Origin of the sequence: Microcystis sp. M44BS1 (assembly GCF_020244875.1) — a bacterium.
Classification (GTDB): Bacteria; Cyanobacteriota; Cyanobacteriia; order Cyanobacteriales; family Microcystaceae; genus Microcystis; species Microcystis panniformis.
This window is the reverse complement of the sequence record NZ_JADBVM010000030.1, coordinates 1-15,521: the sequence shown is the minus strand read 5'-3', so window position 1 is coordinate 15,521 and position 15,521 is coordinate 1. Positions and strand designations below refer to the sequence as shown.

Genomic DNA, 15,521 nt, shown 5'->3' with positions numbered 1-15,521 from the left:
GCATTTGTACTAAAATTTCCAATAGGCAGTTTAAATCCAGTACAGCTTACTGGCTACTGAATCCTAACCCTAACAACAATTTTTGATTTTTACCAGAGGTCTAGGACAAGGACAAAAAGCTGATCTTGATTGAGTTATAGCACTTGCAGATGTCTATGAGATGATCTCGAATCCTAACCCTGATCATGTTTGAACAGGGACATCTCCTCCGAGGTACTCAGCTGCAACACTTTTGTAATTAAAAGTCAATAGATTAAATATTAATTTTTGTAAAGAAAACCTTGAGCATTTACTCCGAAAGCTCTTTACCATCTGTTACAAAATATGGCAAGATATTTATCGAATTGTGTCAAAACCCAGAGTAAATACTCACTTGGGTTACATTTTCTGATACAAAACAGAAACATATATCTAAATACCTTAAACAAAGGGCGATCGTCATCTGATGACGAAAATCACTTCATACCAGACTCAGCAATAATAAGGAGAACCATCATATATGTTCACTCACGTCAAGTCCACCATTCGTCACATAGTTCCTGACGCGTTGAATGGTCGATCGCTGGTCAAGGTGGTCTATGTCGTGCTAGAACCTCAGTACCAAAGTGCGCTGAGTAGTGCGGTCAGGGAAATCAACGCTAACAACCCGAAACTAGCGATCGAAATTAGTGGTTATTTAATCGAAGAACTGCGCGATGGGGAAAATTATCGCAATTTTCAAGAGGATGTAGCCAAAGCTAATATTTTCATCGCTTCTCTCATCTTTATCGAAGATTTAGCCGATAAAGTTGTGGCCGCTGTCAGTCCCCATCGGGATAAATTAGATGCGGCGATCGTCTTTCCCTCCATGCCCCAGGTAATGCGCTTAAATAAATTAGGCAGCTTTTCCATGGCCCAATTGGGACAGTCTAAGAGTGTCATCGCTAACTTTATGAAAAAGCGCAGGGAAAACTCCGGCGCTGGTTTCCAAGACGCGATGTTAAAGTTATTGCGAACCTTACCGCAAGTCCTGAAATACCTCCCCATGGAAAAAGCTCAGGACGCACGCAACTTTATGTTAAGTTTCCAGTATTGGCTAGGGGGTTCGGCAGAAAATTTAGAGAACTTCCTGTTAATGTTGGCCGATAAGTACGTCTTTGATAACAAGGATGACAGCGTAGTTTACAAGGAACCGGTAGTTTATCCAGATCTGGGTATCTGGCATCCTTTATCCATGAAAATGTTCGAGGATGTCAAGGAATACTTCGCTTGGTACAATAACCGCAGTGATATTGCCGATGACCTAAAAGACCCCTTGGCTCCCTGTGTTGGCTTAATTTTACAGAGAACTCACCTCGTTACTGGTGATGACGCTCATTATGTCGCTCTCGTGCAGGAATTCGAGTCTATGGGTGCGCGAGTCCTTCCTGTTTTTGCTGGGGGATTAGACTTTTCTAAACCGGTAGAAGAATATTTCTGGGATAAAAGCTTAAAAGGAGTGGCAGCGGTTCCCATCGTTGACACGGTAATTTCCCTGACAGGATTTGCTTTGGTGGGAGGTCCAGCGCGACAAGATCACCCAAAAGCGATAGAATCCTTAAAACGTCTCAATCGTCCCTATATGTGCGCGTTACCGCTAGTTTTCCAAACTACCCAGGAATGGGAAGAAAGCGATTTAGGTTTACACCCGATTCAAGTGGCGCTACAGATTGCTATTCCGGAATTAGACGGTGCGATCGAACCTATTATATTATCGGGCCGGGATGGGGCCACGGGTAAAGCGATCGCTTTACAGGATCGGGTAGAAGCGATCGCTCAACGGGCGCTAAAATGGGCTACTCTAAGAAAGAAACCGAAACTGAATAAAAAAGTCGCCATCACTGTCTTTAGTTTCCCCCCCGATAAAGGGAATGTGGGAACCGCAGCCTATCTAGATGTGTTCGGTTCCATCTACGAGGTGATGAAAGCGTTACAAAATAACGGTTATGACTTGCAGGATCTACCCGCATCTCCCCAAGAACTGATGGCAGCGGTAATCCATGATGCCACCGCACAATACCATAGTCCGGAGCTAAATATCGCCTATCGGATGTCCGTACCCGAATACGAACGCTTAACCCCCTATTCCGTCCGTTTAGAGGAAAATTGGGGACCACCACCTGGACACCTCAACAGTGATGGACAAAATCTTTTAATCTACGGGAAAGAATTCGGTAACGTCTTTATTGGGGTTCAACCCACCTTCGGTTATGAAGGGGATCCCATGCGTCTGCTCTTTTCTCGTTCTGCTAGTCCCCACCACGGTTTTGCAGCCTACTATACCTATCTCAATCAAGTTTGGAAAGCAGATGCGGTTCTCCATTTTGGCACCCACGGTTCCCTAGAATTTATGCCGGGGAAACAGATGGGAATGTCTGGGGAATGCTACCCCGATAACCTCATCGGGATGATTCCCAACCTCTACTATTATGCCGCTAATAACCCCAGCGAAGCGACGATCGCTAAACGTCGTAGTTATGCGGAAACTATCTCCTATCTCACTCCCCCCGCAGAAAATGCCGGACTCTACAAAGGGTTAAAAGAACTAAGCGAGTTGATCGGTTCCTACCAAACCCTGAAAGATAGTGGGCGTGGGGTGCAAATTGTCAATACCATTGTCGATAAATGTTTATTGGTCAATCTTGACAAAGATATAAGTTTACCTGATGGTGACACCGCCCATCTCAGTCAAGAGGAACGGGATCATATCGTCGGTTCCGTCTATCGTAAACTGATGGAAATTGAATCGCGCTTACTTCCCTGCGGACTTCACGTTATTGGGAAACCCCCCTCGGCGCTCGAAGCGGTGGCAACTTTGGTCAATATTGCCAGTTTAGACCGGGAAGAAGACGATTTACTCTCCTTACCCCGAATTATTGCCAACAGCATCGGCCGGGATCTAGAGGAAGTTTATCGCAATAGCGATCGAGGTGTGTTAGAAGATGTGGAACTACTGCAAAACATCACCCTCGCGACTCGCGCTGCCGTCTCCGCTTTAGTCGAGTCTCAAACCGACGCGGAAGGTCGGGTATCGATGCTTTCTAAGCTGAATTTCTTGAATATAGGCAAGAAATCGCCTTGGATCGAAACTTTACGGTCGATGGGTTATCCAAAAGTTGATCCGGAAGCGTTAAAACCCCTGTTTGAATACCTAGAATTCTGTTTAGAACAGGTTTGTGCCGATAATGAATTAGGGGCGCTATTAAAAGCATTGGAAGGAGAATACGTTCTTCCTGGACCGGGTGGCGACCCCATCCGTAACCCCGGAGTTTTACCGACGGGTAAAAATATCCACGCTTTAGATCCCCAGTCTATACCGACCCTAGCGGCGGTAAAATCGGCTAAAATTGTGGTGGATCGTCTGTTAGAACGGCAAAGGCTGGATAATGGTGGTAAGTATCCGGAAACTATTGCTTGTGTTCTTTGGGGAACGGATAATATCAAAACATACGGGGAATCCCTAGCACAAATTCTCTGGATGGTGGGAGTTCGTCCCGTTCCCGATGCTTTGGGACGGGTGAATAAATTGGAGTTAATTCCCCTAGAGGAGTTAGGAAGACCGCGCATTGATGTGGTGGTCAACTGTTCTGGTGTTTTCCGGGATTTATTTATCAATCAGATGAACTTGCTTGACCAAGGGGTAAAAATGGCCGCGGAAGCAAACGAACCGATAGAGGTGAATTATGTCCGCAAACACGCTATTGAACAAGCAAAAGAAATGGGTTTAACGGTTCGACAGGCAGCCACCCGCATCTTTTCTAATGCTTCCGGTTCCTATTCTTCTAACATCAATCTCGCGGTGGAAAATAGCAGTTGGGAAGACGAAAAAGAGTTACAGAATATGTATCTCAACCGCAAGGGTTTTGCTTTCGATTCTGATAATCCGGGGATGATGGCCGATAATCGTCAGTTGTTTGAAGCATCTTTAAAAACTGCGGAGGCAACTTTCCAAAACTTGGATTCTAGCGAGATTAGTTTAACCGATGTTTCCCACTATTTCGACTCAGATCCCACTAAAGTTGTCGCTAGTTTACGCGATGATGGCAAAAAACCGGCGGCCTATATTGCCGATACTACCACCGCTAACGCTCAAGTGCGTACTTTATCGGAAACCGTGCGCTTGGATACCCGCACCAAGTTACTCAATCCCAAATGGTATGAGGGAATGTTAAGTCACGGTTACGAAGGAGTCCGAGAATTATCGAAGCGTTTAGTTAATACCATGGGATGGTCTGCAACTGCTGACGCGGTGGATAATTGGGTTTATGAAGATGTCAACACCACCTTTATTCAAGATGAGGAAATGTGTCAGCGTCTGATGAATCTCAATCCCAACTCTTTCCGCAAGATGGTGGGAACCCTGCTAGAAGTTAATGGTCGCGGTTACTGGGAAACTTCCCAGTCGAATTTAGACCGCTTACAGGAACTTTATCAAGAAGTGGAGGACCGTATCGAAGGAATCGAGTAGAATCTAAAGTAAGGTGGGCAATGCCCACCTTAATTATTTCAATGGGTAAACTCAGTAAATTAGTCGAAAAGTTTCTGTCCTATCCCCCCGATGTTCGTTTCGAGGAAGTAAAATATCTTTTAGAAGCGTTCGGATATAGAGAAATTCGCTCTAGAGGTAGCCACCACGCTTTTGAAAATGATTCGGGAGACGTGATGATTATTCCGAAGAAGGGAGGAAATAAAGTTAAACGAACTTACCTTAGAGAGATTGTTAAAGTATTAGATTTGGAGAATTGGCAAGATGACAACCGATAAAGCACTGAAACGTCCACCTCTAGAATACTTTTTATTTCTTAAATATCCGATTTCAATTTATCCCGAAGAAGAAGGCGGATACACCGCGTTAATTCCAGATTTACCCGGATGTATGAGTCAGGGGGAAACTTTAGAGGAAGTGATTATTAATATTGAAGAAGCTAGAAAGTTATGGATAGAGACGGTTTATTTTAGTGGTAAAAAAGACATTCCCATGCCTTCTAAAAGATAACTCAAAAAATACCAGAAAATTTCAAACTTTCGATTATTGTACCCCGCTCTTGATCGGATTTACCGCTCTTTTTGCGTAGGTTGGGTTGAACGAAGTGAAACCCAACAACTGAGGGTTTCTGAGGGTTTCTGTCGGGTTTCGTGACCTCAACCCGACCTACGAATTTACTAGCTTGTTGCGTGGATATAGAGATGAAGAGATTGAAAAATGTCAAAATAATGAATAATTAGTTTGACAGTTTTTTGATACTTTCATTTGCCCCAGCGATTAAACCATCATATATCGCTTTCGAGCTTTGATAAGCCGTTACGTTTAGTGTTCCTGCACTTAATTGATCGAGAAGAGATTCTTCTTGTTTCACATAGGATGCAATCTCATCTTGGTATAATTTGGCTAACATTATATCCGCTTCTGTTTGAGCTTGTTTTTTCGAGAATTTCACATCAGCGAAGTATAGATATTCATAAATAATGTCATTATTTAAAAAAGCTGAATTTTGGTAAGAGCAAGAGCAAACCGCAACAAATAATTGCAGTCCATATCCAAGAGGTACAGATTTTAATTCTGATGAATATGCAATAGCGGAAGTTGTATTGGCACTTAAGATCACGCTAGTGATTGCATCGGTCGCTTTACCAGCAGTATAATTAATCATCAAATTAACCGCTTTAGCCCCTTCACCTGCAAAATCTGAAATACCTTGTTTTGCGGCATCTATCCCTTGTTCATTTATCTTCGTACCTGGGGGCTTTGTTCCAACACCACCGAAAATAACAGTTGCAATTTGTTTTGCAACATTAAGAAGATTGTCAAGTTTAAACTCGGTTAACTGCATAAAATCCGTATTTTTAGTAGACACAATATCTACAGAATCATCATATTTATTGTCTTGGTAAAACTTAGTAATTATGTCGCTAAGAGCTTTGTCTACGTTTTGAGCTTTATTGTTGAGATCGGATTGTAGATTTTGTAAATAATTATTGAAGTCTGCTAGTTTTTGCGCTTCGGTTTGGATGTTAGGCGTTTTACCCATGATTAACTCCTAATAGAATGAATGGTTTTTCTGAAAGTTCTGGCGAGACACAAAATACTCGCAAAATTCTGTGATTGAAGTTTTTTAGGATCAGAAGTATCACTCGTAATCCATGAGGTAATCAACGAGTACCGAACTAATGAACGACCCGAACCAACTAAGTTTAAATTGTGAGCGAAAAATTTCATCGAGGCAAGTAAGCAAAAGACGGATAAAGGCGGTACTTTTCTCAACAATATTTACAAAAGACGGTTTTTGTCAGATAATGACTGGTAGAGACTGCCACGGAATTAGTGATACAGGTATGAATCCCCAAGAACTAGCCGGCTACCTAGACGAGTTAATATTCTCCTCGACGGGGAAACACATCGATAGCCTACAACTCGCAATTCTTAAGGGAGTTCTCAACGGACAAAAATACGCGGACATCGCGAAAGAGTATAACTGTAGTACGGGTCACGCCAAAGATGAAGCCTACAAACTCTGGCAACTTCTTTCGGATACGTTAGGAGAAGATATTAATAAATCTAATTTTCGTGCGACTATTGAAAGAATAATTGCTAAAAACTCTCAATTTGTAGGCAATATTAAAATCGAAAAGCTTAATCTTTGTTCTGGTTCTTTTAGAGATATAGAGAACAACAACGAACTCATCCCCGATGATAAAGTTTTCATCGATTCTATCCAAAAGAAAACCAAGCGAGACACGATCCCGCGGTTAGTAAAACTTGGATTAACCTCGGAACAAATCGCCGAAGCTCTCGATTTACCTATTCTAGAAGTTAGAAAAATCCGGGATAGTCAAAAATAATCCGCAGGTAGCTCTTTTTGCGTAGGTTGGGTTGAACGAAGTGAAACCCAACAACTGAGGGTTTCTGTCGGGTTTCGTCACCTCAACCCGACCTACGAATTTACTTTTTTGCCCACTAAAGTATCCCATCTCGATTGCTCCTAAAGAAGAATTGAAGAAGCTAGAAAGTTATGGATAGAGAAAGTTATTTTAGTGGAAAAAAAGAAATTCCTTTACCTTCTCAAAGATAAATTTTCTCACTCTCGACTCACAGCGATCGCATTCTGCCGGAATTGAGGGATAACTTTCCCCGGTCTGCAAGCAGGAGGGGACAAAACTGGTTTATGCTAGAAGGGGTTACTCTTAACGTAACTTTACAAAGTCATCGATCGCCCACATTTATGGATTGCATCATCAATCGTCGAGCGCGGTTTTCAGCCAGCCATCGCTATTATCTACCAGAATGGGACGAAGCCGAAAATCAAAGACGTTTTGGTCTTGGTAGCCGTTTTCCCGGTCATGGTCACAATTACGAATTATACGTCTCCCTATACAAAGAACTCAATCTTTATGGCATGGTGGAAAATCTCTCCACCGTGAAACAGGTAATTAAACGAGAGATAACCAGTCAATTAGACTACTCCTATCTCAATCAAGTCTGGCCAGAATTTCAGCAAACCCTACCCACCACAGAAAATATCGCTAGAGTTATCTGGCAAAGATTAACACCCTATTTACCATTGGTCAAAATTCAACTATTTGAACACCCCGAATTGTGGGCAGAATATCAAGGAAAAGATATGGAAGCAACTTTAACTATCAAAACCCATTTTAGCGCCGCCCATCGTTTGGCTTTACCGCAATTAACCCTGGAACAAAACTCGGAAATCTACGGCAAATGCGCCAGGGTAAACGGTCATGGTCATAATTATCACCTAGAAGTATCCGTGGCGGGAGAAATTGATCCCCGCACCGGTATGATTGTAGATCTAGGGGATTTACAAAAAGCGATCGATGAATTGGTAGTGGAACCCTTCGATCATGCTTTTTTAAATAAGGATATTCCCTACTTTGCCGAAGTGGTTCCCACGGCGGAAAATATTGCCCTACATATCGCTCAACTATTAGAGGAACGGATCCGCCAATTAGGAGCCGAATTAGATAAAGTTAAACTGATTGAAAGTCCCAATAATTCTGCGGAAATCCACTGTCGTGGTTCGGTTCAAGCTCCCCGACAACTTCTAGAAAAAACCCTGACAGCCGTTTAATTACCTATTAGTTAAGGTGATTAGGGTGAGCCATGCTCACCCTGAGGGATTTAATTAAACCCTAGTTAAACACTTCTCGCCATCCTCGCTTTCCTTTGCTTTGGCGTAAGGGAGAGGCTAAATCGACAATTTTCTCGAGCAGTTTCGGGGCCAATTTTTGACACCAAAGAGCTAGATGACTTTGCCAACCGACGACAATTTCCGTTTTTTCCCTATTTAACCCAGTAATTAGAGTTTGGGCGACTTCTTCGGCGCTCATCGGTTTTAACCATCGAAATAACTGCAATTCTCGCACCATATCCGTATCGGTTAAAGAGGGTAAGAGGGTGACAACTTTGATGTTGTGTTCCCGTAATTCCGACCTGAGAGCTTGACTAAAACCCAAAATGGCAAATTTGGTGGCCGAGTAGGTAGCGAAGCTAGGAGCGGCAATTTTACCCATCATGCTGGAAACATTGACGATGGTTCCCTGTCCCCGAATTGCCATCCGGCGGGCAATTAAGCGAGTAACCGTGTACATGGCCATCAGATTTAAAGATATTTCTGCTTGCACTTGCGAAAATTGCGATCGCAGAAAGGGGGTTTGATGGGCAATACCGGCACAGTTAACAAGGATATCAATGCCACGGCATTCTTGCCAAACGCGGATAATTGAAGGACTAACAAGGTCATTTTCGGTTAAATCTAGGGCTAAAGGTGTGGCAATGACCCCTAGGGACTCAATTTCTTTGGCTAGTTTTTCTAATCGCTCTTGATCTCTGGCAACAATCACAATTCTGCTTAAACCTTGTCGGGCCAATTCTAAGGCGATCGCTCGTCCAATACCCCGGGATGCCCCCGTGACTAGAGCAGTTTTTCCCTGTAATTTCATGATCAAACTCCTGTTTTAAGCAACAGTACGGGAATTTATTGGTTTTGCTTCTGAAATCTTTGATTTGTGCATCTATGCCCTACATAAGTAGCGAAGCAATCGGGGGATAGATGGATAGGTTAGGGTGCATGGGGTTTTTCCTCCTTCAAAGCGCACTCTTGAACCCACGGTAACAGTTGTCTTTACAAACAGCAATCTTTTTTAACACTTTTCCGCAAAATCACTCGATCGGATGAACGCTCAGGGTGATCCTCGATCCGACGGAAACCCCAGGGGACTTGCAGATATAGGTAGGGTATGGTGAAAAAGTTTGTTGGTGGGGGCAGGGTGTGGGGTGTGGGGTGTGGGGTTTTACCGATTTTGAGGTAGTCAGTTACCTAATTTTCAGGGAAAAAGTCCCGGAATTTTACCCCCGCTCACTCCAATGGTCAGCACTTTTTCAGGGGAAAAAAGTCTAAAAGCCTTATCCAACAAGGTTTTTAGATTTATTCAGCCAGCCCTAGGTAGAGTATGCTGAAAAAGTAGGGGCGAAGCATATCTCGGATAGGAAATCTACGGTTTCAGCGATAGGTTATGCCCGAATGCTTCGCCCCCACAGGACTTGCTCCCCTCTCCTAATCGCCAAACCCAATGAATAACCCCCCCGATAGTCCATTCAATTACACAGAGGCTTTTATTGCCCTAGGCACGAGTAATTTCGATCGCTCGGTACAGTTTTATCGTCAACTGTTGCAACAGGAACCAAACCCCTACCTTGCCGCCGTTTATGCGGAATTTAGGCTGATTAACCTTAAATTAGGTCTTTTTTGCCCTAAAGAGTCCCACAGAGACGAATTTAGCGATTCTAGTGGCAGTGGCATGAGCATTTGTTTCGAGGTGGAGAGTCTCGAAAAAGCGATCGAGCATTGGAGCGAAATCGGCTATGGTGCTAGGGGAGAAATTAGCCAAGCTTCCCACGGTCCGGAAATCTACATCTATGATCCCGATGGTAATCGTTTAATTTTCCATCAATCCACCGCTAAAACCAATCCTTTCAGGTAGGAACCTTCCGAGTGATAGATACTGGTGGGATGGTCGGCTGGTTGGCTTAAACGTGCTAAAATTCGCACTGGGCGAGCCGATTCAATGGCTGCCGCCATGACAGCCCCCTGAAAATGTTCTTCGTTAACCACTTGGGAACAGGAAAAGGTGAAAATAATACCGTGGGGGCGAATTTTCTGGAAAGCTTGGTAATTTAATCTTTTATAAGCCATAACCGCCTGATGACGGGATTGGATACTTTTGGCAAAAGCGGGGGGATCGAGAACAATCAGATCGTAATCCTCCTGACAGTCGCGCAGAAAGTTAAAAACATCGGTGCTGTAGGATTGATGGGGAACTTGACTGAGATTATTCAGGGCGATATTTTTTTCGGTAAGATCGATCGCACCGTGGGAACTATCAACGGAATCGACTAGGGCAGCCCCCGCTTGCATAGCATAGACGGAAAAGCCGCCAGAGTAACAAAAAGTGTTTAAAACCCGTTTATTCTGGCAATATTGAGATAATAAGGCTCTATTTTCCCTTTGATCGAGGAAAAATCCCGTTTTTTGTCCTTTTTCCCAATCAATAATAAAGCGATGGCCGGATTCTAACACCTCATCGCCGGTTTTTTGACCAAATAAGTATTTATTCTCGGAGATATGGGCGCTTTTCGCCAAAACTGCGGCACTTTTATCGTAAACTGCCCGTAAATTGTCAGCGTAGATAGTTTTCAGGCAATCGACAATCAGATCGAGACGTTGGTATAAAGCTAGGGAATAAGCTTGAATAACCGCCGTGCCATTGTACCAATCGACGATTAAACTGGGTAAACCGTCCCCTTCAGCGTTAATTAAACGATAACAGTTAGTTTTCGGGTTATCCACTAAACCGATTTGTTGCCGCAGCTGATAGGCATTCTGGAATTTTTCGAGAAATAATTGAGCAATATCGCTGACTTTTGGGAAAGAAAGAATTTTAACGGCAATATTGCTAGGATTATACAGTCCAGTGGCTAGATATTCGCCTCGATCGCTATAAACCTCCACGATAGCACCCTCTTTGACTTCTCCCTCCATCTCTTTAATCGCCCCGGAAAATATCCAAGGATGGAATCGTTTAACAGCATCAATTTTATGGTTTCTCAGGATAATTTTCGCTAAATCTGGCATGGATAAAGAATCAGGGTTGATAGCTGACGGCTACTAGACAATTCTATTATCCCCTGCCAGCAGCGCAAAACCATAGTTTCTTATCCCTCGAGGGAGTGGCACATGAGTAGAAAACGGGTTTCTCGGAGAAACCCGTTTTCTGTGCGTTACTCAACGGATTTAGTATCAGAGGGAATTCTCGCCTATAATAAGTTAGATTTTAGCGATATTCCCTCGACAAATGCCAAGAAAAAGTGATGCTGCCGGTGGTTTAAGTTTATGGTTCCAACGTTTGGGGGCTGCCGGTTTATTAGCGGGACAAACTTTTTTACATATTCTTAATGGCAAAATCCACCGGCGTAATACTCTGGAACAAATGAGTATTGTTGGGCCAGAATCCTTGACAATTGCCCTAATTACTGCTGCTTTTGTGGGTATGGTTTTCACTATTCAGGTAGCCAGAGAATTTATTTTTTTTGGGGCGGGTAGTTTTGTTGGGGGAGTCCTTTCCTTGGCTTTAACCAGGGAATTAGCCCCAGTTTTAACCGCGGTGGTGGTGGCGGGGAGAGTTGGCTCGGCTTTTGCCGCCGAAATTGGTACAATGCGAGTAACAGAACAAATTGACGCTTTATATATTTTAAAAACCGATCCGATCGATTATTTGGTCATTCCCCGGGTGATTGCCTGTAGTTTAATGTTACCCCTGCTCACTATTATCTCTTTAGTCACGGGATTACTCGGTGGTTTATTGATTTCTGATAGTCTTTACGGTATTTCCTATTCCCTATTCTTACAATCAGCCCAAAATTTTCTGGAAACATGGGATTTAATTAGTTCTATGTTCAAGTCCCTTATTTTTGGGATTTTAATTGCTATTATCGGCTGCAGTTGGGGTTTAACCACCACCGGCGGTGCTAAAGGAGTTGGTCAATCTACTACCACGGCTGTGGTAACTTCTTTATTAGCGATTTTTGTGGCTAATTTTTTCCTCTCTTGGCTGATGTTTCAAGGGACAGGTAATGTGGAAATCGGCTAAGACAGTTATCAGTTATCAGTAATCAGTTATCAGTTATCAGTGCCAAGAAAACGGCAATTTTCTACTTAATACCTAATATCTAATACCTAATACCGCTCACTAAAAACTCAAATCTGATCACCGATTACTGATAATTATCTATTCTCAAGATTAGGATTTGTTGAAGGGATTGAGAGTAAGACAAGTTTTAATTAATTCCTCCACTCCCAGAACTGGATAAATAGGGACTCCTAACTGATTAATAACAGTTTCTAGGGTGAGATCATCTAAAAATACCGCTTCCCCATGCTTGAGCATGAGGGAGGGTAATAAAACCCCATCCCCAAGATTTTTACCTTGTAATCCTTTGAGAAGATCTTGCCCGGTTAATAAACCCGTAACCGTGATTTCCTGCCCCCAATAATCACTATTTAAAGTCACTAATTCCACGGTTAAACCCCGCACCTTATTTAACTGTTTAACTAGGGGTTGAAAGGCTTGTTCTACCGCATTTCCCACTACCCATATTAACCGTCTAGATGGAGTAATTTGAGCAGGTAATAACTTCTTGGCTGTCTTCTGGAAATCCCTAATAAATTGACGAATCGAGCCAACTCCGTTACCGATTTGGGGATAGTCTTCGTAGTGAGATTGAGGGGGTAAATCGACTCGGGCAATTAAAAACCATTCATCGGCTAACCACACCACATTACTGCCAAATTCTTGACGAAATTGTTTCTGTAAAGTTTGGACTTGTTCAATCACTTCTCGCGCTTTTTCTTGGCTAACGGGAATTAATTCATCTTCTTGGGGACGAAAGCGGGTTAATCCCACGGGAACTACGGCAACCGACTCCACACAGGGAATATCCCCCCGATGAAAAGAAACCAGATCTAACAGGGTTCTTTCGAGATGAATGCCATCATTAATATTGGGACAAACTACCACTTGGGCATGAATTTGTAATTGTCTGGCTTGTAGCCATTTTAAATGGTCTAAAATTTGACCAGCGCGGGGATTTTTTAAGAGACGAACTCTCAGATCGGGTTCCGTGGCATGGACGGACACAAAAAGCGGTGAGATTCGCATCTTTTCGATCCGCTGCCATTCTTTTGAGGTGAGATTAGTTAAGGTTAAATAACTGCCATAGAGAAAACTTAAGCGATAGTCATCATCTTTATAGTATAAAGTTTCTCTTTTGCCCTCTGGTTGTTGATCTATAAAGCAAAAAGGACATTTATTATTACACTGAATTAAGCCATCAAAAAGGGCATTTTCAAACTCTAAACCTAAGTCTTCATGATAATCTTTTTCGATTTTTACTTGATGAGTTTTGCCCTGACTATCAAGCACTTCTAGGGTTAAAAATTCATCGGCACATAAAAATTGATAATCGATTAAGTCCCGGGGACGATTACCATTGATAGAGACGAGCGCATCCCCGATTTCAAAACCCACCTCGGCGGCGATCGAATCTGGGATGACACCAGTAATTTTAGCTGGACGAATAGTTAATTCACTCATATTTTTAGGTCGCCATCCAATTATTTAACTGCATTTCCCAGAGAGTCTTTGGCTACATCTCACTTTTGTCAACCGTTCTTCTATCTTATCAAATCTCTTATCTACCTGATCAAATCTCTCATCGATCCGTTTTTCCAGAGAGTCGATTTTCCCCTCAATCCTTGTCAGAACTGCTTCTAGGGAATAAGTGACGGTTTCGTTAGCCATTTTCTCTCTCCTTTATCTCTTCTGGATTCACCATCGTGATCTCAATATCAGTATCGCTGATTTTTGCCTGCAAGTTTCAATCCTTATTAGTGGTTAAGATTAATTGAAACTACCTTTTCTTGGGATAATTTGTATTTTTGCATGACTTTTATTTAAATAAAGTTAAAAATATTATAACACCAACAAAAAAGTAATTAATACTCAAATACTAAGATTGGTTTAATAATCTTAATAGTTATAACGTACATAATTTAAAAATGTTATAAAAAATTTCAGTAAAAATACAATAAGGCGTTGTGGAATATTTGTATTAGTTTTGAAGTTGTATATGATTAAAGCTTTGTCCACATTTTTGTTGGTTGCCATGCAGTAAGCAGTAATAGCTAGTCCAGTTAATACTCTCACTGTATCTATGACAATATTTAAACAAGTAATGCCAATTAATAATCAATGGCAAGTCGGTAGTCCGTGTATAGCAACTGGCGGATTTACGGATATATACAAAAATGGGATAATTGTTTTAAGAAATGATGATAGAGAATAGATATTTCCGAAAATTAAATATGCGTAATCTGAAACCGTTGGTAGGGACAATTCATGAATTGTCCCTACATTTTTGGAGTAAAATTCATGAATTGTCCCTGCGTTTTCGGAGATGTCTAATGATGACACAGCTAGTCTCTCTGCTATAGCACAAAAGTCGTTTAGCATGATACGCTATCTAACCTTAGTGCGATCGCTTTGAACCTTTCCTATTCCCCTTGAGTTGCTTGTCTAACCTGTTCGATCTCTAATTCTAAAGCTTGTGCTATCTGTTCAAAGTTTAATCCTAATGCCAATAAACGAGGAATAGAGGCTAATTTTGCCGCTAATTCGCCTTCTTGTCGGCCTTCCTCTCTACCTTCCTCTCTACCTTCCTCTCTACCTTCCTCTAAAGCTTCCTGATACACTTTAGTTTGTTTTAAATCGCTTAAACTAAACATCGCTTCTATCTCCTTTCTACTGACTTGGGGTAACTTATAAACCAAGATTGTCTCTATCAATTCTAAAAGTTCTTGCTGTTGTTTGACCTTAGGTAATTCTTCTCTAATCCGTGGAATTAATTGTTTTCCCTGCTCGATCGCTCTTGCGGTGGGTGCTATAATTAACTGTAACATCGATATTCCCAGGGATTCCCCTTCCCTTAATTCCTCGAGATAAAAACGTAAAATCCTGCCTGAGTTGATTAACTCCCCATAACGAGCAGTCTCTACGCTTTCCACTGAACGCCGAGGATAAATAACTACTCCCTGCCAATTGTTGCTTAAGTCCGTTTGGTGGAGATAGAGGAAGATTTCACTGAAGAAACGGGAATAAAACCTATTATCTTTCTGAAATTGTACTTCTAGGAAATAAATAGGCTGATTGGGTGTATCAGGCAAAAAGACTCCATCGAGACGAAAGGACAATTGTTTAACTTCCACCGAGGAGAATTGATAAGAATTGGCGATTTCGGGGGGAAGGTTCAACAAATCAAAGAAACAAGCGGGAAATCTTTGTAAGAGTTGATAGAAAATACTGTCAGTTTTCACGCAATTAAACTCAAAAAGAGGCCTCTAGTTTAGCAGCAGTTTTTTATTGTGTTCTTC

14 protein-coding genes are annotated in these 15,521 nt (G+C 42.2%); 8 read left to right on the top strand and 6 right to left on the bottom strand.

Annotated features, from left to right (window positions below; translation table 11 throughout):
- Positions 1 to 499: 499 nt before the first annotated feature.
- From IM515_RS01615 to IM515_RS01605, 3 genes are read left to right on the top strand one after another with little or no spacing between them, the layout of a single operon-like run.
- The gene (locus IM515_RS01615) at positions 500 to 4,486 is read left to right on the top strand and encodes a magnesium chelatase subunit H (protein ID WP_287628490.1); all 3,987 of its coding nucleotides are present in this window, start codon (positions 500 to 502) and stop codon (positions 4,484 to 4,486) included.
- Between the two features lie 20 nt (positions 4,487 to 4,506).
- Positions 4,507 to 4,782, top strand: a complete 276-nt coding sequence (locus IM515_RS01610) for a type II toxin-antitoxin system HicA family toxin (RefSeq protein ID WP_002769233.1) — start codon at positions 4,507 to 4,509, stop codon at positions 4,780 to 4,782.
- Positions 4,769 to 5,014, top strand: a complete 246-nt coding sequence (locus tag IM515_RS01605) for a type II toxin-antitoxin system HicB family antitoxin (protein WP_287628492.1) — start codon at positions 4,769 to 4,771, stop codon at positions 5,012 to 5,014. The genes IM515_RS01610 and IM515_RS01605 overlap by 14 nt, the downstream gene beginning before the upstream one ends.
- 226 nt (positions 5,015 to 5,240) lie before the next feature.
- Here IM515_RS01605 and IM515_RS01600 read toward each other — a convergent pair whose 3' ends face one another.
- Positions 5,241 to 6,047, bottom strand: a complete 807-nt coding sequence (locus IM515_RS01600; protein WP_287628493.1) for a hypothetical protein — start codon at positions 6,045 to 6,047, stop codon at positions 5,241 to 5,243.
- A gap of 265 nt (positions 6,048 to 6,312) precedes the next feature.
- Between IM515_RS01600 and IM515_RS01595 the strand changes: the two genes are divergently transcribed.
- Both IM515_RS01595 and IM515_RS01590 read left to right on the top strand, forming a co-directional pair.
- A complete protein-coding gene (locus tag IM515_RS01595; protein WP_002769227.1) occupies positions 6,313 to 6,858 on the top strand; it encodes a helix-turn-helix domain-containing protein in 546 nt (181 codons plus the stop codon).
- Between the two features lie 380 nt (positions 6,859 to 7,238).
- Positions 7,239 to 8,105: a 6-pyruvoyl trahydropterin synthase family protein gene (locus tag IM515_RS01590; RefSeq protein WP_287628500.1), complete on the top strand. Its 867-nt coding sequence runs from the start codon at positions 7,239 to 7,241 to the stop codon at positions 8,103 to 8,105.
- Between the two features lie 61 nt (positions 8,106 to 8,166).
- Here the strand turns inward: IM515_RS01590 and IM515_RS01585 are convergent, their stop codons facing one another.
- The gene (locus IM515_RS01585) at positions 8,167 to 8,976 is read right to left on the bottom strand and encodes an SDR family NAD(P)-dependent oxidoreductase (RefSeq protein ID WP_004163364.1); all 810 of its coding nucleotides are present in this window, start codon (positions 8,974 to 8,976) and stop codon (positions 8,167 to 8,169) included.
- Positions 8,977 to 9,606: 630 nt separating this feature from the next.
- On the opposite strand from IM515_RS01585, the gene IM515_RS01580 reads away from it, so the two are divergent.
- Positions 9,607 to 10,017 (top strand): VOC family protein, encoded by a 411-nt coding sequence (locus IM515_RS01580; RefSeq protein WP_287628494.1) that lies wholly within the window; start codon positions 9,607 to 9,609, stop codon positions 10,015 to 10,017.
- On the opposite strand, the gene IM515_RS01575 is transcribed toward IM515_RS01580, so the two are convergent.
- A complete protein-coding gene (locus tag IM515_RS01575) occupies positions 9,984 to 11,168 on the bottom strand; it encodes a class I SAM-dependent rRNA methyltransferase (protein WP_287628495.1) in 1,185 nt (394 codons plus the stop codon). The two genes, IM515_RS01580 and IM515_RS01575, sit on opposite strands and share 34 nt — an antisense overlap.
- A 102-nt stretch (positions 11,169 to 11,270) precedes the next feature.
- Between IM515_RS01575 and IM515_RS01570 the strand changes: the two genes are divergently transcribed.
- Both IM515_RS01570 and IM515_RS01565 read left to right on the top strand, forming a co-directional pair.
- Complete coding sequence (locus tag IM515_RS01570) at positions 11,271 to 11,405, top strand: hypothetical protein (RefSeq protein ID WP_260441865.1); 135 nt, start codon at positions 11,271 to 11,273, stop codon at positions 11,403 to 11,405.
- On the top strand, positions 11,389 to 12,183 hold the full coding sequence (locus IM515_RS01565; RefSeq protein ID WP_002769219.1) for an MlaE family lipid ABC transporter permease subunit: 795 nt from the start codon (positions 11,389 to 11,391) through the stop codon (positions 12,181 to 12,183). Before IM515_RS01570 ends, IM515_RS01565 begins: the two co-directional genes overlap by 17 nt.
- 150 nt (positions 12,184 to 12,333) lie before the next feature.
- Here IM515_RS01565 and IM515_RS01560 read toward each other — a convergent pair whose 3' ends face one another.
- From IM515_RS01560 to IM515_RS01550, 3 genes are all read right to left on the bottom strand, one after another.
- The gene (locus IM515_RS01560; protein ID WP_287628497.1) at positions 12,334 to 13,686 is read right to left on the bottom strand and encodes a TIGR03279 family radical SAM protein; all 1,353 of its coding nucleotides are present in this window, start codon (positions 13,684 to 13,686) and stop codon (positions 12,334 to 12,336) included.
- A 24-nt stretch (positions 13,687 to 13,710) separates the two neighbouring features.
- On the bottom strand, positions 13,711 to 13,893 hold the full coding sequence (locus IM515_RS01555) for a DUF4164 family protein (RefSeq protein WP_287628498.1): 183 nt from the start codon (positions 13,891 to 13,893) through the stop codon (positions 13,711 to 13,713).
- A 752-nt stretch (positions 13,894 to 14,645) separates the two neighbouring features.
- Positions 14,646 to 15,464, bottom strand: coding sequence for an Rpn family recombination-promoting nuclease/putative transposase (locus IM515_RS01550; RefSeq protein WP_287697835.1), 819 nt, complete (start codon positions 15,462 to 15,464; stop codon positions 14,646 to 14,648).
- Positions 15,465 to 15,521: the final 57 nt, after the last annotated feature.

Excerpts from the sequence above, each read along its gene's own strand:
- IM515_RS01615 (WP_287628490.1), top strand. The coding sequence starts at position 500 with ATGTTCACTCACGTCAAGTCCACCATTCGTCACATAGTTCCTGACGCG.
- IM515_RS01610 (WP_002769233.1), top strand. The coding sequence starts at position 4,507 with ATGCCCACCTTAATTATTTCAATGGGTAAACTCAGTAAATTAGTCGAA.
- IM515_RS01605 (WP_287628492.1), top strand. The coding sequence starts at position 4,769 with ATGACAACCGATAAAGCACTGAAACGTCCACCTCTAGAATACTTTTTA.
- IM515_RS01600 (WP_287628493.1), bottom strand. The coding sequence starts at position 6,047 with ATGGGTAAAACGCCTAACATCCAAACCGAAGCGCAAAAACTAGCAGAC.
- IM515_RS01595 (WP_002769227.1), top strand. The coding sequence starts at position 6,313 with ATGACTGGTAGAGACTGCCACGGAATTAGTGATACAGGTATGAATCCC.
- IM515_RS01590 (WP_287628500.1), top strand. The coding sequence starts at position 7,239 with ATGGATTGCATCATCAATCGTCGAGCGCGGTTTTCAGCCAGCCATCGC.
- IM515_RS01585 (WP_004163364.1), bottom strand. The coding sequence starts at position 8,976 with ATGAAATTACAGGGAAAAACTGCTCTAGTCACGGGGGCATCCCGGGGT.
- IM515_RS01580 (WP_287628494.1), top strand. The coding sequence starts at position 9,607 with ATGAATAACCCCCCCGATAGTCCATTCAATTACACAGAGGCTTTTATT.
- IM515_RS01575 (WP_287628495.1), bottom strand. The coding sequence starts at position 11,168 with ATGCCAGATTTAGCGAAAATTATCCTGAGAAACCATAAAATTGATGCT.
- IM515_RS01570 (WP_260441865.1), top strand. The coding sequence starts at position 11,271 with ATGAGTAGAAAACGGGTTTCTCGGAGAAACCCGTTTTCTGTGCGTTAC.
- IM515_RS01565 (WP_002769219.1), top strand. The coding sequence starts at position 11,389 with ATGCCAAGAAAAAGTGATGCTGCCGGTGGTTTAAGTTTATGGTTCCAA.
- IM515_RS01560 (WP_287628497.1), bottom strand. The coding sequence starts at position 13,686 with ATGAGTGAATTAACTATTCGTCCAGCTAAAATTACTGGTGTCATCCCA.
- IM515_RS01555 (WP_287628498.1), bottom strand. The coding sequence starts at position 13,893 with ATGGCTAACGAAACCGTCACTTATTCCCTAGAAGCAGTTCTGACAAGG.